General features: G+C 72.4%; 18 protein-coding genes. 6 read left to right on the top strand and 12 right to left on the bottom strand.

The window, feature by feature from the left end; genetic code table 11:
- Together ABD151_RS16070 and ABD151_RS16075 are read right to left on the bottom strand one after the other, a co-directional pair.
- Window positions 1–261: a hypothetical protein gene (locus ABD151_RS16070; RefSeq protein ID WP_343995784.1), complete on the bottom strand. Its 261-nt coding sequence runs from the start codon at window positions 259–261 to the stop codon at window positions 1–3.
- 51 nt (window positions 262–312) lie between these two features.
- Entirely contained in the window at window positions 313–744 is a 432-nt protein-coding gene (locus ABD151_RS16075) for a molybdenum cofactor biosynthesis protein MoaE (RefSeq protein ID WP_343995785.1), read from the bottom strand.
- A 43-nt stretch (window positions 745–787) separates the two neighbouring features.
- On the opposite strand from ABD151_RS16075, the gene ABD151_RS16080 reads away from it, so the two are divergent.
- Window positions 788–2098, top strand: coding sequence for a zinc-dependent metalloprotease (locus ABD151_RS16080; protein WP_343995787.1), 1311 nt, complete (start codon window positions 788–790; stop codon window positions 2096–2098).
- Window positions 2095–2646 carry an NUDIX hydrolase gene (locus ABD151_RS16085; protein WP_343995788.1) on the top strand — a complete coding sequence of 184 codons (552 nt, stop codon included), beginning with the start codon at window positions 2095–2097 and terminating at the stop codon, window positions 2644–2646. Before ABD151_RS16080 ends, ABD151_RS16085 begins: the two co-directional genes overlap by 4 nt.
- A gap of 1 nt (window position 2647) precedes the next feature.
- Here the strand turns inward: ABD151_RS16085 and ABD151_RS16090 are convergent, their stop codons facing one another.
- Both ABD151_RS16090 and ABD151_RS16095 read right to left on the bottom strand, forming a co-directional pair.
- Window positions 2648–3175 (bottom strand): YgjP-like metallopeptidase domain-containing protein, encoded by a 528-nt coding sequence (locus ABD151_RS16090; RefSeq protein ID WP_343995789.1) that lies wholly within the window; start codon window positions 3173–3175, stop codon window positions 2648–2650.
- Window positions 3176–3184: 9 nt separating this feature from the next.
- Entirely contained in the window at window positions 3185–4231 is a 1047-nt protein-coding gene (locus ABD151_RS16095; protein WP_343995790.1) for a PHP domain-containing protein, read from the bottom strand.
- A 447-nt stretch (window positions 4232–4678) separates the two neighbouring features.
- On the opposite strand from ABD151_RS16095, the gene ABD151_RS16100 reads away from it, so the two are divergent.
- A complete protein-coding gene (locus tag ABD151_RS16100) occupies window positions 4679–4837 on the top strand; it encodes a DUF5679 domain-containing protein (protein ID WP_181407747.1) in 159 nt (52 codons plus the stop codon).
- Between the two features lie 147 nt (window positions 4838–4984).
- Window positions 4985–5887 (top strand): hypothetical protein, encoded by a 903-nt coding sequence (locus ABD151_RS16105; RefSeq protein WP_343995791.1) that lies wholly within the window; start codon window positions 4985–4987, stop codon window positions 5885–5887.
- A 4-nt stretch (window positions 5888–5891) separates the two neighbouring features.
- On the opposite strand, the gene ABD151_RS16110 is transcribed toward ABD151_RS16105, so the two are convergent.
- From ABD151_RS16110 to ABD151_RS16125, 4 genes are all read right to left on the bottom strand, one after another.
- The gene (locus ABD151_RS16110; RefSeq protein ID WP_343995792.1) at window positions 5892–6074 is read right to left on the bottom strand and encodes a hypothetical protein; all 183 of its coding nucleotides are present in this window, start codon (window positions 6072–6074) and stop codon (window positions 5892–5894) included.
- A 297-nt stretch (window positions 6075–6371) separates the two neighbouring features.
- Complete coding sequence (locus ABD151_RS16115) at window positions 6372–6680, bottom strand: WhiB family transcriptional regulator (protein WP_343995793.1); 309 nt, start codon at window positions 6678–6680, stop codon at window positions 6372–6374.
- 459 nt (window positions 6681–7139) lie between these two features.
- The gene (locus tag ABD151_RS16120; RefSeq protein ID WP_343995794.1) at window positions 7140–9155 is read right to left on the bottom strand and encodes an ATP-dependent DNA helicase UvrD2; all 2016 of its coding nucleotides are present in this window, start codon (window positions 9153–9155) and stop codon (window positions 7140–7142) included.
- 48 nt (window positions 9156–9203) lie between these two features.
- Window positions 9204–10850 (bottom strand): LuxR C-terminal-related transcriptional regulator, encoded by a 1647-nt coding sequence (locus ABD151_RS16125; protein WP_343995795.1) that lies wholly within the window; start codon window positions 10848–10850, stop codon window positions 9204–9206.
- A 167-nt stretch (window positions 10851–11017) separates the two neighbouring features.
- Here ABD151_RS16125 and ABD151_RS16130 point away from each other — a divergent pair, with 167 nt between their 5' ends.
- Window positions 11018–12988: an RCC1 domain-containing protein gene (locus ABD151_RS16130; RefSeq protein WP_343995796.1), complete on the top strand. Its 1971-nt coding sequence runs from the start codon at window positions 11018–11020 to the stop codon at window positions 12986–12988.
- A gap of 71 nt (window positions 12989–13059) precedes the next feature.
- Entirely contained in the window at window positions 13060–13308 is a 249-nt protein-coding gene (locus ABD151_RS16135; protein WP_343995797.1) for a mycoredoxin, read from the top strand.
- Between the two features lie 20 nt (window positions 13309–13328).
- On the opposite strand, the gene nudC is transcribed toward ABD151_RS16135, so the two are convergent.
- Genes nudC through ABD151_RS16155 form a run of 4 tightly spaced genes read right to left on the bottom strand, consistent with a single transcriptional unit; the run spans window position 13329 to window position 22653 of the window.
- Complete coding sequence (nudC, locus tag ABD151_RS16140; protein WP_343995798.1) at window positions 13329–14240, bottom strand: NAD(+) diphosphatase; 912 nt, start codon at window positions 14238–14240, stop codon at window positions 13329–13331.
- Window positions 14237–16165, bottom strand: a complete 1929-nt coding sequence (locus tag ABD151_RS16145) for a M3 family metallopeptidase (RefSeq protein ID WP_343995799.1) — start codon at window positions 16163–16165, stop codon at window positions 14237–14239. Before ABD151_RS16145 ends, nudC begins: the two co-directional genes overlap by 4 nt.
- A gap of 24 nt (window positions 16166–16189) precedes the next feature.
- Window positions 16190–19417, bottom strand: coding sequence for an ATP-dependent helicase (locus ABD151_RS16150; RefSeq protein ID WP_343995800.1), 3228 nt, complete (start codon window positions 19415–19417; stop codon window positions 16190–16192).
- Window positions 19414–22653 carry an ATP-dependent helicase gene (locus ABD151_RS16155; protein WP_343995801.1) on the bottom strand — a complete coding sequence of 1080 codons (3240 nt, stop codon included), beginning with the start codon at window positions 22651–22653 and terminating at the stop codon, window positions 19414–19416. The genes ABD151_RS16150 and ABD151_RS16155 overlap by 4 nt, the downstream gene beginning before the upstream one ends.
- Between the last annotated feature and the right edge of the window lie 127 nt (window positions 22654–22780).

Genomic DNA, 22780 nt, shown 5'->3' on the forward strand with positions numbered 1-22780 from the left:
CTAGGCGCTGCGCCTGGTCTGCTCCGTGGCGCCCGAGCGCGAGGGCCGCACCGCGACGCCGGTGCTGCGGTCAGGGGCACGGGAGGCGGCCGGCGTGGGACGGGTGAGGCCCTGGTGCTGGGTGCGCAGCCCCTCCCCCAACCGCTGGACCGCGACGTCGCGGTCCACCTGGCCGCGGCCGGCCCGGCCGAGCCAGCCGACCCAGAGCATGGTCAGGACGGTCACCACGACCGCAGGCGCCAACCACCACAGGATCTCCACCCCCTCACTGTGCCATCCGGGGTGCGCGAACCTGCGGCGGACACGCAGCCGTCAGGGTGTGCCGACCCACTCGCTGCCGCCGTCGGTGAAGATCTGGTGCTTCCAGATCGGCACCCGCTCCTTGAGCCGGTCGATCAACGCCCGCGAGGCCGCGAACGCGTCGCCGCGATGGGCCGAGCAGGTGGCGACCACCACCGCGACGTCGCCGATCTCCAGGCGCCCGACCCGGTGCACCGCAGCCAGCCCACTCACCGCGAACTCCGCGGCGACCTCCGCGCAGACGGCCTCGAGCTGGGTGAGCGCGGTCGGGTGCGCGGTGTACTCCAGCGCCACCACGCCCCGCTCCTGGTCGTGATCGCGCACCCGGCCGACGAAGAGCACCAGGCCGCCCGACGCCGGGTCGTCCAGGGCGTCCAGCGCCTCGTTGACGTCGATGGCCTGCTCACGCAGCGCGACCAGACGAACCGGGGCAGCAGAATTCATGGTCGGAACCTATCGGTTTCGCGCGGGCGAGTAACTTGGTGTCATGGTCGACAAGTCAGGTGACGAGCCGGAGAACCCCTTCAAGGGGACGCCGTTCGAGCAGTTCTTCGGCGCAGGCATGCCGGATCTCTCCACCCTGATGAACCAGATGCAGGCGATGATGACGCCGCAGGACGGCCCGGTGAACTGGTCGATGGCCCGCGACATCGCGCGCCGCGGGGTGCCCACCCCCGACCCGACGCCGTCCGCCAGCGACGAGGCGGCCACCGCCTCCGCGCTGCGCCTGGCCGACCTCTGGCTCGACGATGCCACCGAGTTCCCCTCGGGTGTCACCACCACCGCCACCTGGAGCCGCGCGGACTGGATCGAGCAGACCATGCCGGTCTGGGAGGAGCTGGTCGGCCCGGTAGCCGACCAGGTCGTCGGCGCGCTGAGCCGCAGCATCCCCGAGGAGGCGCGCGGCATGGCCGGCCCGCTGATGGGGATGTTGAACCAGGTCGGCAGCGCCCTGTTCGGCAGCCAGGTCGGCCAAGCGCTCGGTGCCCTCGCCGAGGACGTGCTGACCAGCACCGAGATCGGCCTGCCCCTGGCTCCGGCCGGTCGCGCTGCGCTGGTGCCGACGAACGTCCGTGCCTTCGCGGAGGGCCTGCAGGCCTCCTACGACGACCTGCTGCTCTACCTGGCCCTGCGCGAGGCCGCGCACCTGCGGCTCTTCGCCCACGTGCCGTGGCTGCGCGACTACGTGTGGTCGGCCGTCATCGACTACGCCCGCGGCATGGAGTTCAACTTCGACGGCCTCCAGGAGCAGCTGGGCGCGATCAACCCGATGGACACCGAGGCCATGCAACAGGCCATGGACGGCGGGCTGCTGGAGCCGAAGCGCTCCCCGGCCCAGGACGCCGCCCTGCGCCGCCTGGAGACGGTCCTGGCGCTGATCGAGGGCTGGGTCGACGAGGTCGTCGGCCAGGCCGTCAGCGAGCGGATGCCCAGCGCATCCGCCATGCAGGAGACGATCCGTCGCCGCCGCGCCGCCGGTGGCCCGGCCGAGCAGACCTTCGCCACCCTGGTCGGCCTCGAGCTGCGCCCGCGCCGGCTGCGGGACGCCTCCACCCTGTGGGGCTCGCTGCGCAGTCGGCAGGGCATCGAGGCCCGCGACGGCGTCTGGCTGCACCCCGACCTGCTGCCCACCGCAGCCGACCTCGACGACCCGCTGGGCTTCCGCGAGGACCACCTCGCCGAGGTGGAGCTCTCCGAGGACGACTTCGACGTCGCCCTGCGCAACCTGCTCGACGGCTCCGAGGGCGAGGGCCCCACGTCGTCGCCCGACGACCCGCAGGACGGCCCCACCCCGTGAGCCTGCACGCCGACGCCACCGCGACGCTGAGCCGGTGGCACAGCGACGACGCGCGCCAGAGCGCATTGCGCGAGGAGCTGTTGGGCCACCTGTCCGCGCACCCGGACGGGGTCTGGCGCTCCTGCTTTCCCGCCCACCTGACCGCCGGCACGCTGGTGCTCTCCGAGGACGCGGAGCAGGTGCTGCTCAACCTGCACGGCAAGGCCCAGCGCTGGTTCGCCTTCGGCGGTCACTGCGAGGACGGCGACGCCACCCTGGCCGGGGTCGCGGCGCGCGAGGCGCGTGAGGAGTCCGGGCTGGCCGGCTTCGCCTTCGACCCGGTCCCGGTGCACATCGACGTCCACGAGGTCGGCTTCTGCGATCCCCGCGGCACGGTCCGCCACCTCGATGTCCGCTTCGTGGCCACGGTGCCGGCCGATGCCGCGCACGACGTCAGCGAGGAGTCGCTCGACGTCCGCTGGTGGCCGCTGGACGCGCTGCCCGACGACCTCGGCGACGAGATGCACGAGCTGATCGCCGTCTCCCGGGCCCGCGTGCTGTCACGCTGACTCAGTCGGCGTCGTCGGTGGCCGGCTCCTCCTGGTCGGAGGCCACCGACCAGCCCTGGAGGAACCCCTTGGCGCGCTCCGCCTTCGGGTAGAGGTTCACCCAGGCCCAGAAGCTGTCGTCGTGGTTGGGCTCCAGCAGGTGCGTCATCTCGTGCAGGATCACGTAGTCGAGCACCCACAGCGGCATGCCCTTGAGCCGCGACGAGATCCGGATCGAGCGATCGCCCGGGGTGCACGAGCCCCAGCGGGCGTTCTGGTTGTCCACCCAGCGCACCGAGGACGCCTCGGCGAGCCCGCCGAGATAGCGGTCGGAGAGCTCGGCGGCGCGCACCTCGAGCTCGTCGTCGCCGGGCCGCTGACGCGCCTCCTGACGCAGCACCCGCGCCAGCATGGTCTCGACCCACTCGGCCTCGGCCTTCTTCGACATCGAGGCAGGGATCAGCACCACGACCTTGTCGCCATCGCGATAGGCCGACACAGTGCGACGGCGCCGCGGTGAGCGGCGCACCTCGATGTCGGGACGCTCCACACCTGCACGCTAGCGGTTGGCCCAACCCAAGAGGCGCTCAATCGACCAGGTGTTGACGATTCGGTCGGCTTCGATGCCCGCCTGCTGCGCCCGGGCGCAGCCGTGGTCGAGGAAGTCGAGCTGCCCGGGAGCGTGGGCGTCGCTGTCGATCGAGAAGAGGCAGCCCAGGTCGCGGGCCAGCTCCAGCAGGGCGGTCGGCGGGTCACGACGCTCGGGGCGGGCGTTGATCTCCACCGCGACGCCCTCCTCGCGGCAGGCGGTGAAGACCGCCTCCGCGTCGAAGGCCGACTGCGCCCGGGTGCCGCGGGCTCCGGTCACCAGACGGCCGGTGCAGTGCCCCAGCACGTTGCTGCGCGGGTGGCGCACCGCCGCGACCATCCGCCGCGTCATCTGCTCGCGGTCCATCGCCAGCTTCGAGTGCACGCTCGCCACCCGCAGCTCGAGGCGCGCCAGCATCTCGTCGCTCTGGTCGAGCGAGCCGTCGTCGAGGATGTCCACCTCGATCCCCTTGAGCAGCCGGAAGCTGCCGTCCAGGTGCTCGTTGACCGCGTCGACGACGCCGAGCTGGCGGGTCAGCCGCTCGGCCGACAGTCCGCGGGCCACCTTCAACCGCGGCGAGTGGTCGGTGAGCACCAGGTACTCGTGCCCCAGCTCGAGCGCGGTGAAGGCCATCTCCTCGATCGGGGAGCCACCGTCGGACCAGTCCGAGTGCGAGTGCAGGTCCCCGCGCAGCGCCGCACGCAGCTGCTCCCCGCCGCTCGCCAAGGGTCCGGCGTGCTGCTGCTCCAGGCCGGCCAGCCGCTCCGGGACCGTGCCGGCCACCGCCTGCTCGATCACCCGGGCGCTGGAGGCGCCGACGCCGCTCAGCTCGGTCAAGGTGCCCGCCGCGGCGCGGCGACGCACCTCGTCGTCCCCCAGCGGCAGGATCGCGGCGGCGGCGGCCCGGAACGCCTTCACCTTGTAGGTGTCCTCGCGCCCGCGCTCCAGCAGGAAGGCGATCCGCCGCAGCGCGGCCACCGGGTGCCACGCTGCCTGTGCCTCGGCGTCCTCAGCCACCGCCACTCCCCTCTTCGTCCACAGAGGCGTCGCCCTCTCCACAACCTCGGGCGACTTCTCCACAGAGTTTTCCACAGCAGTGGAGGCCCGCCTGTGGACCCCCACGTTGACCGCCGTCACACCGTGCCCTAGCGTTTGCGCCAGACGAGGCCCCGGCCATCCGTGTTCGCACGGCGTCGCCACGCTCGCAAGGGGAAGGCAAGTGCTGGCGATGCGACCTGGGCCTCGTCTCGTCATCTCCGGGGCCCTGAGCGTGCGTCACGCTCAGGTCACGCCCGGATCACGCCTGCGACCCGCCGAACGCGCCGCGCGGGGTGGTGCGCACGCCTGCGCCCGAGTGTGCCGTAGGGTTTCGGTGGCCGAGCGGTCACGCTCAGCCCCGGCGGGCTTCCCCGAATCCCCCGTCGCGACGACCGTGAAACACACAAGACAAACAAGGAGGCCGTCATGGCGGAGACCTGGAGCGGTGAGTTCTACTGCGTGAAGTGCAAGGCCAAGCGCGAGGCCACCGGTGAGGTCAAGGTCAACGACAAGGGCACCCGGATGGCCAAGGCCGTCTGCCCCGAGTGTGGCACCAACCTGAACCGCATCCTCGGCAAGGCCTGAGGCAGGTTCACACCGAACGAGAACCGAGGGTGGGTCCGATCCGGACCCACCCTCGGTCTCATTTTCCGCCGCGCTCGGTGCACCACCACCGATCACGCCTGTGGAGAGCCGGCCCGCGCCGGCACCATCTGTGTCAGGGTGCCTGGCATGGCCGGCCCTGGTTCCTCCCCCGTGCACCCGATCCTGGTGCCGGGCTGCCGCGTCCTGCGCCGTGATGCCCGGACCCTCCAGATCGGCGTCGGCGAGCGGGTGCTGCTGGCCCCCGACCTGCCCGCCGTCCGCGACCTGCTCGACACGCTGCGCCACGGTGCCGCCCAACCGCCGCTGACGGCCCTGTCCCCGCTCCTGGCCCGCTTGGTCTGCGAGCTGCTCGAACGCGGCCTGGTGACGGACTCCGCTCCCCTGCTACGGGCGCTGGGCACCTGCCCAGGCCCGAGCGCCCGCGAACAGCACGCGGCCGACTCCGTGCGGCTCACCCCCGCCGCGGCGCCCCCGGACGCCGACCCGCTCCGGGTGGCGGTGCTCGAGGCCGGCCTGCCCACCTGGGCACGCCATGCGCGTTCGCTGCTGGAGACGGCCGGCATCGCCGTCACCGATGCCGTGGAGGCGGCCCAGGTCGTGCTGCTGCTCAGCGCCGAGCCGGTCGACCGCCGTCAGGTCGACGCGTGGATGCGCGCCGACCTCGCCCACCTGATCCTCGACGCCGACGACGCCCGGGTCCGGCTGGGACCGTTCGTGCTGCCGGGCCGCAGCACCTGCCTGCGCTGCGTCGACGCGTTCGCCACCGACCACGACCCGCACCATCCCCTGCTGATCGAACAGCGCCGCGGCGCGGCCACCCCCAGCGGGCTGCCGTTGCCGATCGCGCACGACCTGGTGGCGATCGGGACGGCGATGGCGGTGCGCGAGCTCGGCAGCTTCGCCGAGGGCGGCACGCCGGCCACCCTCGAGCAGACCATCGAGATCGATCCCGCCCTGGAGTTCCCGACCACGCACTGGGGTCGCCATCCTGCCTGCGGCTGCGGGTGGGACCAGCTGCCGGCCGGGTAGCGGCTCACCACCAGGCGGAGTCGAGCTTGCCCTCCATCGCCCGCAGGTTCGCGCGCGTGCAGGTGGCGCAGAAGTAGCGCACCGCCCCGTTCTCCACGCCCGTGGACCAGGTCAGCGGCAGCGCGTCACCGGAACCCGGGTCGGTGGTGGCGCTACTCGCGCCACAGAAGCTGCAGGTCAGAGCCACTTCTTCACTGTACGGGCTCGGGGGCCGCCGGACCATCCGGACGACCCCCGAGCGTGATGCTGCACGTTGTTCGAGGCTTACAGACGAGCCAGTGCGAGCCGCGCCTGCTGCGCGGCCTGCTCGGCCCGCCGACTCATCCGGCGGGCCAGGGTGGCCTCGCGGACGTCCCGCCTGCGCTGCGCCTCTCCCAGGCGCGCGGACATTTGAGCGCGCGCCAGTTCTTCATGCATTAGTTCCATCTCATTGCTCCGGTTTCGGTAGTTCATGTCATTGCCTTCTCGGGTTGATCTACTGCGCTCAAGCCGCGTGCTTGCGTGGCCGGCCGCGGGGACGCTTCCGGGGGATCACAGCTCCTTGCAGAAAGAGCTGCCCTCCCCAGACGCCCCAGGGCTCGCGGCGCTCGAGGGCGCCGGCAAGACAGAGTGCCTGGACTGGACAGTCCTCGCACAGGGCCTTGGCGTACTCCACGTCGGTGGGCGACTCGGCGAAGAACAGCTCCGGGTCGTTGACCCGGCACGGCAGCCTGTCCTCATCGACTCGCTCAGCGGCTTGGTGGAGCTCGCCGAGTGTCGGCTCGGGTCGCTCCAGGAGAACGCTGGTGGTCATGTGTGTCACCTCCTCGTGACCTGATCGGGTGTGGTGATCGCGGCGGGTGAAACAAAAAGACCGCGGATCCCGGGTTTCGGGTTCCGCGGCCTGGAGGCTGCCGATGCGTTGATGGATTCAACGAGTCGGTGGTCTCCAGTGCTGGGTACCCGAGGTGCCGAAATCGGCACCGGTTGCTGCGTGGGCTGCGTGGACGCCAACGCGTGCCACGTGAGCCTGCGTGGTGCGAGCAGCGGTCGCCTGCTGAGTGCGCGCGGAGGCAGCGCAAATGGGCATGACGAGACGCTCGTTCGTCGTCCACGGCTTCTTGATGTTGCTCATTGGTGCCACCTCCTGTCTCTCTCAAGGGCGCAGACCGTGCCAAGGCCTGATGCGCGCGGGTTCGGGTTGAAGCAACGTATCTCGCCCCGCAGAGGGGCGGCAAATTCTTTTTCGGGTTTTCTCAAGAAATCTTTTCGCTCACCCGATGATCGCCAGAACATCCGTCCCGTAGCGCTCGATCTTGGCCGCTCCGACACCGCTGATCCGCAGCAGCGCGGCCTCGGTCGAGGGCTTCACCTCGGCGATCGCCTCGAGGGTCTTGTCGGTGAAGACCACGTAGGCGGGAACGCCGTCGTCGGCGGCCCGCTCGCGGCGCCACTCCTTGAGGCGGTCGAAGAGCGCCTCGTCGTAGGCGGCCGGGCAGCCGGCGCAGCGGCCGACCTTCCGTTCCGCGGCGCTCGCCAGCGGCTGACCGCAGGTGCGGCACATGGCGGCCTTGATCCGCTGCTTGCGCTGCGGGGCCGAGGAGCCGGAGTCCGGGCGCAGCCCGTGCAGGAACCGCGACGGCTTGCGGCTGCGGCGGCCACCAGGGTTGCGCGCCAGGCTCCAGGAGACGACCAGACTCTGCCGGGCCCGGGTCAGCCCGACGTAGAGCAGTCTGCGCTCCTCCTCCACCTCTGCCTGGGTGGAGGCGAAGCTGATCGGGATCGAGCCCTCCTGGACGCCGGTCACGAAGACGGCATCCCACTCCAGGCCCTTCGCCGTGTGCAGAGTGGCCAGGGTGACGCCCTCGGCGACCGGCGCATGCTGCTCGGCCGCGCGGCGGTCGAGGTCGTCGACGAAGCTGCCCAGGTCACCGCCGGCCGTGGCCCACGCCTCGGCCTGCGACAACAGCGCCTGCAACGACTCCCAGCGGTCCCGGGTCGCGCCACGGGCGGTCGGCGGCTCGGCGGCCCAGCCCATCCCGGACAGCGTGCCGCGCACCGCCTCGACGACCTCGCTCTCCACCCCGCTGCGTGCGGCACCGCGGATCAAGGTGATCGCCTGGCGCACCTCGGGCCGCTCGAAGAAGCGGGCCGCGCCGCGCACCACGTAGGCGAGCCCGCGCGCGGAGAGGGCGTCCTCGTAGGCCTCGGACTGGGCGTTGATCCGGAACAGCACCGCGATCTGGCTCAGCGGGGTGCCGGAGTCGCGCAGCCGCAGGATCTCGGCCGCGGTCGCCTCCGCCTCCTCCACCTCGTCGTCGTGCTCGCGCCAGGCGACGGTGGGGCCGGCCGGGCGCTGCGCGATCAGGCTGACGCCGTGCGAGACGGTGCCGTCGAGCAGCTGGTTGGCGGCCGAGACGATCTCCGGGGTGGAGCGGTAGTTGCGGACCAGCTCGACCGAGGTGGTGCCGGCGTACTTGCGGGGGAACTCGCGCAGGTAGGCGGCGTCGGCCCCGGCGAAGCTGTAGATGGTCTGGGCCGGGTCGCCGACCACGCAGATCTCGTCGCGCCCGCCGAGCCACAGGTCGAGCAGCGCCGCCTGCAGCGGCGAGACGTCCTGGAACTCGTCGACGGTGAAGAAGCGGTACTGACGGCGCACCTCGGCGGCGACCCGCTCGTCGTCGGCGAGCATCGCCGCGGTGAGGAGGAGGACGTCCTCCATGTCCATCCGGCCCTGGCCGCGCTTGACCTCCTCGTAGCCGGCCAGCACCCGGGCGACGGTGTCCGGGTCGACCCCGTTGACCTCCCGGCCGCGGGCCGGAGCGAGCTCGGCGTACTGCTCGGGACGGATGTTGCTGACCTTGGCCCACTCCACCTCGGAGGCGAGGTCGCGCAGGGTGCCCTGATCGGCCTGCACCCGATTGCGGCGCGCGGCGATCGCCATGATCGGCAGCTTCGACTCGGTCAGCGTGGGCAGCTCGGCGTTGTGGATCTTGGGCCAGAACCAGCGCAGCTGGCGCAGTGCGGCGGCGTGGAAGGTGCGGGCCTGCACACCGGGGGCGCCGAGCTCGCGCAACCGGGTGCGCATCTCGCCCGCTGCACGGGTGGTGAAGGTGACCGCCAGGACCTCGGTCGGCGAGTAGACGCCGGTGGCCACGCCGTGCGCGATCCGGTGCGTGATCGCGCGGGTCTTGCCGGTGCCGGCACCCGCCAGCACCCGGACCGGCCCGCGCAGCGTCTCAGCGACGGCTCGCTGCTCGGGATCCAAGGCAGCGAGCAGGTCTCTCATCGGTTCTTCTTCACCTTCGGCGGTAGCGGTAGCGGGAACTCCTCCAGCCTAGGCCGGACCTCCGACACCCTCGGCACCACCTGCCTGCGCCGCGCCCTGCGGAAACGCGCTCAGCCACCAGAGCCGGGCCAGATCGAAGCGGCTGGCCGCCTGCCACCGGCGCAGCGCCTCGCCGACATGCTTCTCGACCGCCTTCACGCTCACCCCCAGGCTGGCTGCGATCGCCGCGTTGTCGTATCCCTGCGCGACCAGCTCGACCACCGCCCTCTGGCGAGGGGTGAGCACGCCGGGCGGCTGGCGGCCGGTGTCGCCGCGCGGTCCGAGGGTGGCCAGCAATCCGATCCGGCTGCTCACCCCGAAGGCGCACAGCACCCGCGAGACGTGCACCCGCACCGTCTGCGGAGAGAGCACGAGCCGGCGCGCGATCGCGGTGTGCTCCAGCCCGGACAGCACCAGCTCCGCGATCTCCCGCTCCCGCGGCGAGAGCACCGACCAGCCTCCCGAGCTCGGCGGCGGCAGCCGTCGGCCTGCCGAGCGCAGCACCCGCCCGGCCGAGCGCCGCATCGCCAGGTGCCCGGTCTGGTCGGACTCCGCCACCCCCTGACGCAGGGTGCGTGACGCCTCCGCCACCTCGTCCGAGGCGATCCGCGCGCGAGCGAGCAGGATCGTGCCCTCGGCCGCCTCGATCCCCCGTCCTTCGCGCCGCGCCGCCTCCACCGCACGCTCGGCGTGCTCGACCGCAGCCGGGGCGTCCCCCTCGGCGAGCGCGATCCTGCTGAGCAGCCGGTGGCACGCCGGGCCGCTGATCGGATGCTCCACCAGGGGCATCGCCTGCTCCCGCCACGCATGGGCGGCGTCCAGGTCGCCTGCGGCGATCGCGGCGTGGGCGAGCAGCTCCAGGCCGATCGCCCGGTCGATGATGGTGAGCCGGTCCAGGTCCGCACCTGCGCCGGCGCGCAGGAAGAGCGCCGCCGACTGCCCGACGTCGCCCAGCGAGACGGCGCCGAACGAGGCGAGCAGGTAGACCCCGCGACCCACGTAGTCCACCGGAGCGATGGCGGCGCCGACCAGGGCATCGATCTGCTGCTGGGTCTCCGCCGCCCGGTCCGCGTTGCCGGTCAGCAGCACCCGCACCGCGTGCATGAGCGGGAGCGCGTCATGTCGCTCGGCTGCCGTTGCCAGCCCCTCGAACTCCGCCAGCGCCTCATCGATCCGGCCGACGAAGGCCGCGATCCGGATCGCCGTCGCGCGCATCATCACCTCGAACGGGTGCCCGACCCAGGCCGAGGCCCAGTCCGCGCCGTCGAGCAGGGACGCCGCGACGTCGAGGCGTGCCCCGTCCAGCGCGGCCTCCGCGACCAGATAGCGGGCGAAGCTCCAGCGCCGGTCGTCGTCCGCGCGCTGCTGGGCCAGCCGCTGCGCGCGGCTCCAGTCAACGCGCGACGTCACCTCCAGCACGCCGGCCCCGGCCAGCCCGAGCGCACCGATCGCGAGCACCTGGTCGAGGTCGTCGCCGGCGGCCTGCTCGGCCCGCTCGGCGGCAGCGAGGCAGCCGGCGAAGTCGCCCACCCAGAACGCGCTCAGCGCCGTGACCGCATGGCTCCAGCTCGGCCGCGCCTCGTCGACGTCGACGCCGAGGGGCTGCGCGCTCCGCTCGCGCAGCAGCCGGGCGAGCACGTCCTCGGGTGCAGCCATGCGTCGAGGGTAGTGCCGCCGGGGCCGCGCCGGTTGCAGAAGCAGCCGACCCGGTCGCCTCCTTGGCCGAGAGCCATCGACCCCGGCGCCCAGCCGTCGAGGTAGGGATCACGCGTAACCCGGCCTGATCGGCGGCACCCGGGGCCCTGTTGCCCGATCGTGGAGGCATGCATCCGTCCCGTCTCGCGCTGCCCGCGGCCGGCACGCTCACCGCCGCGCTGCTGGTCGCGCTCCCCGCACCGGGGGCCGCCGCCGCGGTCGACGTCACCGTGCCGCGCCCTGCCCCGCAGACGCTGGACGTCGACTTCACCCACGCGGCCTTCCTGGACGGCGCCGGCAACGTCTGGGCCCGCGGCAGCCAGGACAACGGCGCCCTCGGCAACCAGCTGACCACCGGGGTGGCCCTGGAGCCGGTCGCGGCTCCGCTGCCGGCCGGGGTCACCGCCACCAAGGTGGACGTCGGCGCCCAGACCACGGTGGTCCTCGGCGACGACGGCCGGGTCTACGGGACCGGGCACAACGACGTCGGCCAGCTCACCGGCACCGGCGACCGCTCCTCGCTGACCGCCTTCGCCTGGGCACCGGGAGCCACGCCGCAACCGGTGGTCGACGTCGCGACCACGACCAACGGCCCCGCCCAGACGACCTACGCGATCGGCCAGGACGGCACCCTGCTGTTCACCGGAACCTCGCCGGTCATCGGCGATCCGGCGGCCGACGCGCTACGACCGCTCGCGGTCCCGCTGCCCGCCGGTGCCGGGCAGCCGGCCCAGGTGGTGGCCGGCACCAACGTGGTGCTGGTGGTGACCAGCAACCACCGGCTCTACGGCCTCGGCGCCAACACCGCCGGCCGCCTGGGCGCCGGGGTGCCCGGCTCCTGGAACCGGCTGGACTCCGCCGGTGACGTGAGCAGCGCGATCGCGGGCAGCAACCACACGGCCTGGCTCACCCTGACCGGCACCATCCTCTCCATCGGCAGCGACGCCGCCGGCCAGTTCGGTGACGGCGCCGGCGACAGCTCGAGCAACAGCCCGGTGGCAGCGCCCGGCACCTGGAGCGCCATCGCCGGCACCAACTGCGACTGCACGGTCGCGATCTCCGGTCTCAGGGTCGAGGTCGCCGGGCGCCAGCCGTCCGGCTATGCGGACCTCAACCCGTCGTTCGCCCCGATCCCCACCTCCGCCTCGGACGCCGCCGTGGAGATCGCGGCCAACGACGCCACCCTCCTGGTGCGCCAGGCCTCCGGAGAGGTCCGGGGCGCCGGCCGCAACACCTTCGTCCAGATCAGCGACGTCGCGGGCTCCTATGCCGCCGCGATCGTGCCGGTCAACGACCAGCCGGTGGTGGCCACCACCCCCACCGCCCCCACGGGCGTCCCGACTGTCGGTGTGCCGCTGGGGAGCACCGCCGGCACCTGGGTGCCGACCACAGCCGCGGTCGGCACCCAGTGGTACCTCGCCTCGGTGGCGCCGGCGAACCTGGTGGCCTCGGGTGCCTCCTTCACGCCCAGCGCCGCCCAAGTGGGACAACGCCTGATCCACGTCGTCAGCGCCTCGGGCCCGAACCTGGCCGGACGGACCGTCGAGACCGACCTCGGGCCGATCGCGCCCGGGACGCTCGGCGGCGTCGGCACCCCGACGATCACCGGCACCACGCGCGTCGGCGGCACCCTCACCGCGACGGTGGCTGCCACCACTCCGGAGTCGGCACCCGCCTACCAGTGGTTGCGCGACGGCGTCGCGATCGCCGGCGCCGAGGCGCCCGGCTACCGCCTCGCGAAGGCCGACGCCGGCCGTCTCATCGCCGTCCGGGTGACCTGGAGCAGTGCCGGGTACGCGTCCGCGGTGCGCAGCTCGGCGAGCCGTCAGGTGCCCGCCGTGAACCATGCCCGGCCGCGGATCAGCGGCAAGCCCCGCTCCGGCAGGATGCTCCGCGCCACGAAGGGAACCTGGTCCGGCGCCGGCTACCGCTACACCGCACGCTGGTACCGCAACGGCGTCGCCGTACCGGGTCGGGTCGGCTGGTCCTACCGGGTGGGCACGAAGGATCGCGGCAAGCGGATCACGGTACGCGTCCAGGCGCGGCGCACCGGGTGGCCGACAGTGACCGCGACCAGCGCCGTCACCCGGGCCCGCTAGCCCGTTCGCGGAACACTTCTTCGCCCTGCGTGGTTGCATGGGTGCAGTCCTACGCAACCTGAGGAGACCGAATGACCCCCGCTGTGACCATGTACTCGACCCCGTGGTGTGGCTACTGCCACCGGTTGAAGTCGCAGATGGACCGGGAGGGGATCAGCTACGAGGTCGTCGACATCGAGCAGGTGCCGGACGCAGCCTTCATCGTCGAGCAGGTGAACAACGGCAACCAGACGGTGCCGACCCTGGTCTACTCCGACGGCACCGCCCAGACCAACCCGAGCCTGGCCGCCGTCAAGGAGAAGCTCGCCAGCCTCGTCTGAGGCTCACCGCGCTGCCCGGATCACCAGATCCCGGGCAGCGCGTCGCCGTACCAGGTCTCGATCAGCGACCGCGAGATCGAGACCCCGGACGGCAGCTTGAGCGTCCCTGCCTCGGCCTCGGCACGCATCTGCGCGCGGGTGAACCAGCGCGCCTCGGCGATCTCCGAGCCGTCGACGTCGATCTGCGTGCTGACCGCGCGCCCGATGAAGCCGATCATCAGGCTCGCCGGCAACGGCCACGGCTGGCTGTCGAAGTAGCGGACCTCCCCCACGGTCACACCGGTCTCCTCGAAGACCTCGCGGCGCACCGCGTCCTCGATCGTCTCACCGGGCTCCACGAAGCCGGCCAGCGTCGAGAACCGGCCCTCGGGCCACTGTGGGCTGCGCCCGAGCAGGCAGCGCTCCTCGGCACTGCCCGGCTCACCGTCGGTGACCACCATGATCACCGCCGGGTCGGTGCGCGGGAACTGCTCCTTGGCACAGGCCAGGCAGCGCAGCACGTGCCCCTCCTGGCGCGCCTCGAGCGCTCCCCCGCAGCGCGGGCAGAAGCGGGTCACCCAGTGCCACTCGGCCAGCCCGATCGCGTGCAGCACCAGCGGGCCCAGGTCGGCGTCGCCGAGCAGCCCGAGCACGCCGCGCAGCGGCAGCCACTCGGCGCGGTCCGCATCGGCCGGCGGTGGCGGCGCCAGCACCGCGAAGTAGGTGACGCCGTCGCGCTCGCCGAGCAGCACCCGGGTCCCGTCCGGCGCCTGGTCCGGGCGCACCCAGTCCAGCGCGCCGTCCACCGGCCGGATCCGGGTGCCGGCGATCGGCAGCACCCGGGTGGCCGGGTCGGCCCACTTCGTCGCCACCCAGTCGGTGTCGTCGCGACGCAGGCCGTGGCGGTCGTGCGGGTGCTTCGAGAGCGCCACGTGCGGCAGCGTGCGGCTCATCGGACCGGCTCCGCGGGCGTCTCCAGCCAGGCCTGGAAGGCAGCGTTGTCGTAGGGCCGGCCGAGGAAGTCGGTGACCAGGTCGGCCGCGTCGCGGCTGCCACCGGGGGCGAGCACCAGATCGCGGTAGCGGTGCGCCACCTCGGCCGCGAAGAGGTCGGCGCTATCGAAGGCGGAGAAGAGATCCTTGGCGATCACCAGGCTCCACTTGTAGGTGTAGTACGCCGAGCTGTAGCCCTCCAGGTGGCCGAAGCCGGCGTGGAAGTGCGTGCCGGGCAGCGGCCGGACCAGGCTGTAGGCCTCGTACAGCTCCGCCAGCCGTGCGGTCAGGTCGTCGGGCCGCTCCAGATGGAACAGGTAGCTGACCGCGGCGTAGAACGTCTGGGTGCGGGCCAGGAAGCCCTTGCCGAACTCGTCGGCGGCGCGCATCCGGGCCACCAGGTCCGCGGGGATCGGGGTGCCGTCGGCGTCGCTGGCGAAGCTGGCCAGCACGTCGGCGTCCCAGGCCCACTCCTCGAGCATCTGGCTGGGGGCCTCGACGAAGTCCCACTCGGTGGCGACGCCGGAGAAGTCGATCCACGCATGGCGCCCGGCCAGCATGTGGTGCACCAGGTGCCCGAACTCGTGGAAGAGCGTCACCACGTCGTCGTGCTCCATCAGCCCCCGCGGGAAGTTGCAGACCAGAACGCCCTCGGCGGCCTGCACCCCGGCCAGACCCGGCACCAGCACGAACTGGGCGGCGTGGTTGTACTTGCCCTCGCGCGGATGCAGGTCGAGGTAGATCCGGCCCAGGTACTCCTCCCCCAGGCTCACCTCGTAGGCGGTGACCTCCTGGTGCCAGGTCGCAGCCGAGGGCACCGGCGTCCAGGTGAGTCCGAAGAGCCGACCGGTCACCTCCAGCAGCCCCGCCCGGACCTTGGTGAAGTCGAAGTAGGCGCGCACCTGCTGAGCATCGACGTCGAACTGCTCGCGGCGGACGACCTCGGTCCAGTACCGCCAGTTCGAGACGTCGATCGCGGCGAGCGTCGGGTCGTCGCGCCGGGCCCGCTGCAACAGCGTCTCCAGGTCCCGCTCGCCGGCCGCCTGTGCCGCCTCCGCGATCGAGGCGATGAAGTCGCCGATCGCCGGACCGCTGCCGATCATCTTGACCTCGGCGTCGTAGCTCGGCCAGTCGGCATACCCGAGCAGCCGGGCGTACTCGTGGCGCACCCGCAGCAGCTCGCCGAGCACCTCGTCGTTCTCCGGCCAGCCCACGTTCAGGAACGACTCGGTGACCGCCCGGCGCGCGTCGGCGTCGTGCGCGAAGGAGAGGAACGGCACCGTGTCCGGGTAGTCGGTGCTCACCGTGACCACGCCGTCCACGGCAGGGTGGGCCGCGATCCAGTCCGCCGGCATGCCGGCGAGCGCCGACTCCGGCACCGCGGTGCTGCGGCCGCCCTCGCGGATCCCCCGGGAGAACCGCTGCCCCAACTCCACCAGCTGCTCGTCGAGCGCCCGCAGCCGCTCGCGGGTCGCGTCGTCGCTCTCGACCCCAGCACGACGGAAGTCGCGCAGCGCGTGCGCGAGCACCCGCCGTCCGCCGGCATCGGGGGCGGCCGGATCGACGCCGGCCAGGGAGGCCTGGGCACGGGCGTCCAGCATCAACTCCGAGCGGAACCGGTTCGCGCTGACCTCGATCTGCTCCGCCTGCTCGCGCAGCGCGGGGTCGGGATGCACCTGGGCAAGCAGCGAGGAGATCGCGAAGACCCCGGCCAGCTCGGTGTTCAACCGGTTCCAGACCGACAGCGCCGTCTCGGGCCCCGCCGCCGCCAGCTCGTCGCGCAACGCGGCGGCACGCTGGAGTGCGGACTCGGCGCGCTCGGCGAGCCAGGGCTCCCATCCGGCGTCGGTGTCGGGCAGGCGCAGGGGCGTCAACTCAGGCGTCACACCCGAAGGCTACCGACCCGATGCTCACCCCGGCTGCCCGTGCTGCCCGTCGAACAGCCGCTCCAGCTCGGCACGCTCCCAGAGCTCCTCGTGGACGACGGTGCGCCCCGACCGGACATAGTGGAAGGCGCCACGCACCCGGCTCAGCTCGACGCCCATCAGCTCCGCCCAGGCGACCCGGTAGACGGCCAGCTGCAAGGGGTCCGCGTCCTCGCGACGGCTGGTCTTCCAGTCGACGACGAGCCAGTCGTCGCCGTCCGCATAGACCGCATCGATCCGTCCACGCACCACCTGACCGGCCAGCACCATCGCGAACGGCTGCTCCACCACGGTAGGGGCGCGCTCGGCGAAGGGTCCCTGCTCGAAGGCGGCGATCACCGCCGCCAGGTCGGCGTCGTCGTCGATGCCGACGTCGCCCTGGCCCGGCAGGTCGCCGGGCTCGAGGAGATCCTGCTGGCCGACCCGCGCCTCGATCCAGGCGTGGAAGCGGGTGCCGAAGGAGGCCGCGTTCGACGGCGGCCGGGGCATCGGCCGGGCCAGGTCGCGGGCCAGCCCAGAGGGGTCGTCGCGCAGCCGGGTGAGCGCCGTCGCCGACAGGCTCGAAGGCAGCGGCACCTCGATCCGGTCGGAGCTCTCCCGCTGCGCCTCGGTGATCAGCTGCTCGAGCTCGGTGTCCCACTCGAGCACCTGCGCCGCCTCCACCATGTCGAGGTCGTCGTCGCTGGGCAGGGAGGACGGGTCGTGCTGCGCCTGGCGCACCAGCTCTGCCGCCTCCAGCCGGCGCAGCGCCTCCGCGGTGTGCTCGGTGACCGGCCACGGCACAGCGGTGCTCACCTCCAGCAGCGGGTTGACCTCGTCCGGGTCCGGCTTCTCCCACCAGCTCTCCGGCTTCTCGCCCCACTCGGCGAGCAGCTCCGCCACCTGACGCTGGAACGGCGACGGTCCCAACGGCTTCTTGCGGCCCTCGGTCCACAGGTAGGAGGAGACGACCAGCTCGTGCCGGGCCCGGGTGAAGGCCACGTAGCCCAGCCGCAGCTCCTCGGCCATCTCCTGGGCGCGGGACTCCTCCCGCAGCCCGGCGAGATCGTCCTTGGTGTGTCCGCGCAGCACCGGCAGGTCTCGCGCGTCGCCACGCAACGGCGTGGGCAGCACCGCAGGAGCGGTCGTCCACAGGCTCCGGCTGCGGGTGTTGGGAAACTTCTCCTCGCAGACGCCGACGCAGAACGCGACGTCCCACTCCAGGCCCTTGGCCCGGTGCACGGTCAGCAGCTTCACCGAGTTCGCCTCGGTCGGGGTGGCGACGTCGAGTCCGTTGCCCAACTCGTCCTCAGCCTCCAGGTAGGCGAGCAGCGCGGTCAGGCTGACCTCCCCGTCGATCGCCCGGAAGTCGGCGACCGCCTTGACGAAGAGGTCGAGGTTGTCGCGGCGGGCAGAGGCCGCGGGACTGACCGAGGAGGCCAGCTCGACGTCGATGCCGGTCACGTCGATGATCCGGCGGACCAGGTCCAGCAGCGGCTCGCCGGCATGGCTGCGCAGGCGCCGCAGCTCGTCGGAGAGCAGCGTGAACCGCTCCCGGGCGGCCTCCGAGTAGGCGCCCTCGCCCGGGTCGTCCAGCGCGTCGCACAACGAGCGGACCTCGCTCGGGTCCGCGCCGCTGACCGCCTCGTCCAACTGTTCGGCCAGGCTGGGGGTGCCGTCTCGGGGCACGCCCTCGCCCGCGATCTCCCGCGCCCGCTGGCCGAGCAGGGCGAGGTCGCGTGGTCCGATCGCCCAGCGCGGGCCGGTGAGCAGGGTCAGCAGCGCATCGTTGGCGGTCAGGTCGTGCAGCAGGGTCAGGGTCGCCACGACCTCCGCCACCTCAGGCAGCCGCAGCAGCCCGGAGAGACCGACGATCTCCACCGGGATCTCCGCAGCCGAGAGCGCATCGAAGACGTCGGCGGCGTGGGCGTTGTCGCGGACCAGGACGCCGATCTCGCGCCACGGCGCGGCGTGCCTGGCGGCCAGCGCCCGGTGCGCCTCCTGCACGTTCTCCGCCAGCCAGCCGAGCTCGTCGGCGTAGGTCGGGTGCACGGCGACCCGCACGGTGCCGGTCGCCGACTCCGGCGGCGACTCCAGCGGCCGCACCTGCGGGAACTGGCGCAGCAGTGGAGCGGCGAGGCGGTTGGCGACGTCGAGGATGCGGCGGTCGGAGCGCCGGTTCACCGTCAGCGGGTAGACCGGGACGTCCACGTCGCCGTCGGCGCCGGGGAAGTCCTGACCGAAGCCCAGGATGTTGGAGACCGAGGCGCCACGCCAACCGTAGATGGCCTGGTTCGGGTCACCGACCGCCGTCACCGCGTGCCCGCGACCGTGGGCTGCGTCCGGCCCGGAGAAGAGGCGGCCGAGCATCATCGCCTGGGCGACCGAGGTGTCCTGGTACTCGTCGAGCAGGACGATCCGGTACTTCTCCCGCTCGCTGGCCCCGACCTCCGGCTGGCTCACCGCGAGCTTGGCCGCCAGGGCGATCTGGTCGGAGAAGTCCATCAGTCCGAGGTCGCGCTTGAGCCGGCGGTAGCCGACGACGAGCTCGATCAGGTCGTCCCGGCGGCGCAGCGCATGCAGCGCCTTCTCGATGTCGGCCTTGGCCTTCGCGCCGACCAACGCGGTGGCGAAGAGCTCTTGCTCCCGCTGCTGCAGATCGCGCAGCGCCCCGAGGTCGACGAGGTGCTCGCTCATCGCGCCCTCCAAGGCCAGGATGTTGCCGACCACCGTCTCCGGATGGTCGCTGAGCACGTGCACCGGCCCGGTGTGCCGTTGGATCGCCCGAACCGCGAGCTGGTAGCGGGAGGCGTCCGCCATCACCCGGGTGTCCGGCTCGTGGCCGATCAGCAGGCCGTGGTCGGTGAGCAGGGAGGCCGCATAGGCGTTGTAGGTGGCCACCGTCGGCTCGAGCGACTCGACGTCCTCGCCGCCAGGCTCGGGGAGCACGGTGCCGATCGCGCCGGCCCGCTCGAGGGCGCCCCGGATCCGCTGGGAGAGCTCGCTGGCGGCCTTGGTCGTGAAGGTCAGGCCGAGCACCTGGTCAGGGGTGACCAGCCCGTTGACGACGAGGTAGACGACCCGGGCGGCCATCACCGCAGTCTTGCCCGAGCCCGCGCCGGCGATCACCACGGCCGGGGCCAGCGGCGCGCTGATCGCCCGCCACTGCTGGTCGCTGACCGTGAACTCGGCCTGCATCACCTCGCGCAGATCGGCGGGGCTGGAGATCCTCATGAGAGCACCGTTCCTGAGCGTTGGGCCGGGCAGATGGCATGGAAGGTGCAGACGTCGCAGTGGCTCCCCTTGATCGCCGGGAAGACCTCCTCGCGGATCGCTGCGGCGGCTCCCATCAGCTGATGCTCGACGGGAAGCACGCCGTCGTCGTCGGCGAGTGCGGGCTCCTGGCGCTGGATCGCCAGCTTGCCGCGGGTCTCCAGCCGCAGATGCACCAGCTCCGCTCCCCCGACGCCCTCGGCCTGGTGTCCACCGGCCGCGACCGGACGATCGAACCCGCCTTCGGCGGCCGCGTACTGGTAGAGGGCGAGCTGCGGGTGCTGACGCACCTCCTCGGCGGTGGGCTTGTACTTGCCGGTCTTGAGGTCGACGACCACCAGGTGCCCCTGGTCGTCGATCTCCAGGCGGTCGACGAAGCCGACGATGCTCACCCGCTCGCCGTCGGGCAGGGTGACCTGGACCCGCAGCTCCTGCTCGGTGGCGACAAGGGTCCGTGCCCCCGCAGCCGAGTGCCAGCTCACGAAGCGAGCAAGCGCGGCGCGCACCTCGGCGCGCTCCCGCTCCGCGGTCCACGGGGTGCGGAACTGCATCTGACCCCAGACCGAGTCGACCACGTCCATCAGCTGGTCGACCTGGTTCGGGTCGGCGGTCAGCTCGCCACGCCCGATCCGCTCCGCGATGGTGTGCACCACCAGGCCGAATCCCTGCGAGGACGAGGTGGCGGAGGCGCCGCCGGCCTCACGCTCCCAGAACCAGCGTGCGGGGCACTGCAGCAGGGCGCTCACGGCACTCGCCGAGAGCACCACCGGTTGGTCGGCCGGCCGCAGGGGCTCCGCCGGCGCACTCTGTGCACGGGTGCCCCACCAGTTCGCCGGGTCGGCGGCCGGCGCCAACTGCTGACGGCCTGTGCCGCGCTCTGCGAGATCGGCAAGCCGACGAGCGGCGGCTGCGCGGAGCCCGGGCGTGGAGTCCGGGTCCGCCACGGTGCGACGCAGCTCGGCCACCAGGCCGGCAAGCGAGAGCGGGCGACGCGGACGGCCGCTGATGTGGCGAACGTCGTCGGTGAGCTCGGGCAGGAAGCGGGACGGCTGGTCGCCGTCCTCCTCCGGGGAGCGGACGGCGGTGACGATCAGCCGGTCCCGGGCGCGGGTGCATGCCACATAGAACAGCCGCCGCTCCTCGGCGATCATGTCGCGAGGGGTGATCGCCGGCACCAGCCCGTCCCGGCCGAGCCGATCGGCGTGGAGCAGCGCGCTGCGCCGGCGCAGGTCGGGCCAACCGCCCTCCTGCACATGGGCGACGACGACCAGTCGCCACTCCAACCCCTTGGAGCGGTGTGCGGTCAGCAGTCGCACGGCGTCGCCGCGAACACCCGCCTCGGCCAGCGTGTCAGCGGGGATCTGCTGGCCGCCCAGGGTGCGCAGGAAGTTCGTCGCCGAGGTGAAGCTCCGTTTGGTCTCCATCGTCTGCGCTGTCTCGAAGAGGGCGCAGATGGCGTCGAGGTCACGGTGCGCCATCCGTGCCGCAGCGCCGCCCTGCATCGCCTGGGCGCGTAGCCGCTCGGGCCAGGTGGTGCCCTCCCAGAGCTGCCAGAGCAGGTCGTGCGCACTGGCGCGCCCGCGGTCGGCCGCCTGCACCGTGCGGAGCAGGGTGATCAGGTGCCGGACCCTGGCCACTGCCGGGTGGTCGACGCCGTCGAGAAGCTCCGGCTCGACCAGGCAGGCCCGCAGCAGCTCCGGGGACGAGCGCGGGGTGCGGCCGGCCTCCGCCGCGGCCTCCTTCTCGCGGACGCGGAGCGTGCGCGCCAGGGTGCGGAGGTCGGAGACGTCGAGACTGCTCAGTGGACTGGCGAGGAGTGCCTCGAACCGCTCGGCACCGACGAAGTCCACGTCGGCCGGGTCGGTGACGTCGAGGTGCAACGCTGCGTCGAGTGCGCTCAGCAGCGGACGGACCGCAGGATCGCGCACCAATGGAGTGTCGTCAGCCGCTACCTCGACCGGGACGCCGTGTCCGGCCAGCGCGCGTCGCAACGGCGGGATGGAGGCACTGCCCGAGCGGACCAGCACCGCCATCTCCGACCAGGCGATGCCGTCCTCGAGGTGCGCGCGGCGCAGCAGGTCGGCCAGGTGCTCGGCTTCGGCGCGCTCGGTCTCGAACGTGAGCGCATCGATGCGGCCGACAGGGCCGCCGGCGACGGCGAGCGGGTTCAGGAAGCCCTCCCTGGCCTCGGCAGGGATGCTGCCCGCCAGGCTGAGCCGTGAGGCCACCCTGCGGGCGGCACGGAGCATCCGCGGACCGAAGCGCCTGGTCTGGCGCAGCGCGACGACGGAGGCAGGACTGCCGGAGATCGTGCGGAACTCATCGGGGAAGTCGAGGATGCCCCTCAGCTCGGCGCCGCGGAAGGCGTAGATGGACTGATGCGGGTCCCCCACCACCACCAGGTTGCCGCCCTGACCGGCCAGCGTCTGCAGCAGCTCCACCTGACCAGGGTCGGTGTCCTGGTACTCGTCGACGAAGACGTACCGGTAGCGACTGCGCAGCTCGAGCTGATGCTCGGCGGCGACCAGCGTCGCGCGGCGCAGCAGGTCGGAGTAGTCGATGGCCGCATCCGCGTCGAGGATCTCCAGGTACTGCTCGAGGAAGCGACCGCCGGCGCTGAAGGCACCGATGCCCTCGGCATCGCCCAACGCGGCCAGCTGATGACCGTCCAGGCCCTTCTCACGCGCCCGGGAGAGCAAATCGCCGACCTCGCGGGCGAAGCCACGGGTCTCCCTGGCCAGGCACAGGCTCTCGGGCCATGCAATCGACTCCGGGGTGTCCTTGAGCAGCTCCGAGATCACCACCTCCTGCTCGGCCGCGGTGAGCAGCCGGAGCGGCTCCGCGAAGAGCTCGGACGGCTGGAACTGCCGGATCAGCCCGTAGGCGAAGGAGTGGAAAGTCGCACAGATGGCTGCCCCGGTGGTGCGCTCCAGGCGGGCGCTGAGCCGGTCGCGCAGTTCCTGGGCCGCCTTGCGGGAGAAGGTGAGCACCAGGATGGAGGCCGGGTCGACACCCTCCACCTCGATCCGGTGGGCGATCGCCTCGACCAGCGTCGTCGTCTTCCCAGTGCCGGGACCTGCCAGGACCAGGAGTGGCCCGCCGGCATGGTCGACGACGGTCTGCTGGAACTCATCGAGGCGCGGCGCAGGCACCGGCCCCCGAGGGGCGGCGAAGCCGAACTCGGTGGGGGCGCTCATGCGTTGACCTGATCCATGTGCCCCAGCCTCGCATCACCCTCCGACACAAGAACAGCGGGCCACCCCGAGGGGTGGCCCGCTGTCTAAGAATTGTCCGGCGGCGTCCTACTCTCCCACAACCTCTCGG

This window comes from Nocardioides dubius, from assembly GCF_039528155.1.
Classification (GTDB): Bacteria; Actinomycetota; Actinomycetes; order Propionibacteriales; family Nocardioidaceae; genus Nocardioides; species Nocardioides dubius.

Bases quoted from the DNA above. Each gene is read 5' to 3' on its own strand.
- ABD151_RS16075 (WP_343995785.1), bottom strand. From the start codon at position 744: ATGAATTCTGCTGCCCCGGTTCGTCTGGTCGCGCTGCGTGAGCAGGCC.
- ABD151_RS16080 (WP_343995787.1), top strand. From the start codon at position 788: ATGGTCGACAAGTCAGGTGACGAGCCGGAGAACCCCTTCAAGGGGACG.
- ABD151_RS16100 (WP_181407747.1), top strand. From the start codon at position 4,679: ATGGCGGAGACCTGGAGCGGTGAGTTCTACTGCGTGAAGTGCAAGGCC.
- ABD151_RS16105 (WP_343995791.1), top strand. From the start codon at position 4,985: ATGGCCGGCCCTGGTTCCTCCCCCGTGCACCCGATCCTGGTGCCGGGC.
- ABD151_RS16115 (WP_343995793.1), bottom strand. From the start codon at position 6,680: ATGACCACCAGCGTTCTCCTGGAGCGACCCGAGCCGACACTCGGCGAG.
- ABD151_RS16120 (WP_343995794.1), bottom strand. From the start codon at position 9,155: ATGAGAGACCTGCTCGCTGCCTTGGATCCCGAGCAGCGAGCCGTCGCT.
- ABD151_RS16125 (WP_343995795.1), bottom strand. From the start codon at position 10,850: ATGGCTGCACCCGAGGACGTGCTCGCCCGGCTGCTGCGCGAGCGGAGC.
- ABD151_RS16130 (WP_343995796.1), top strand. From the start codon at position 11,018: ATGCATCCGTCCCGTCTCGCGCTGCCCGCGGCCGGCACGCTCACCGCC.
- ABD151_RS16135 (WP_343995797.1), top strand. From the start codon at position 13,060: ATGACCCCCGCTGTGACCATGTACTCGACCCCGTGGTGTGGCTACTGC.
- nudC (WP_343995798.1), bottom strand. From the start codon at position 14,240: ATGAGCCGCACGCTGCCGCACGTGGCGCTCTCGAAGCACCCGCACGAC.
- ABD151_RS16150 (WP_343995800.1), bottom strand. From the start codon at position 19,417: ATGAGGATCTCCAGCCCCGCCGATCTGCGCGAGGTGATGCAGGCCGAG.
- ABD151_RS16155 (WP_343995801.1), bottom strand. From the start codon at position 22,653: ATGAGCGCCCCCACCGAGTTCGGCTTCGCCGCCCCTCGGGGGCCGGTG.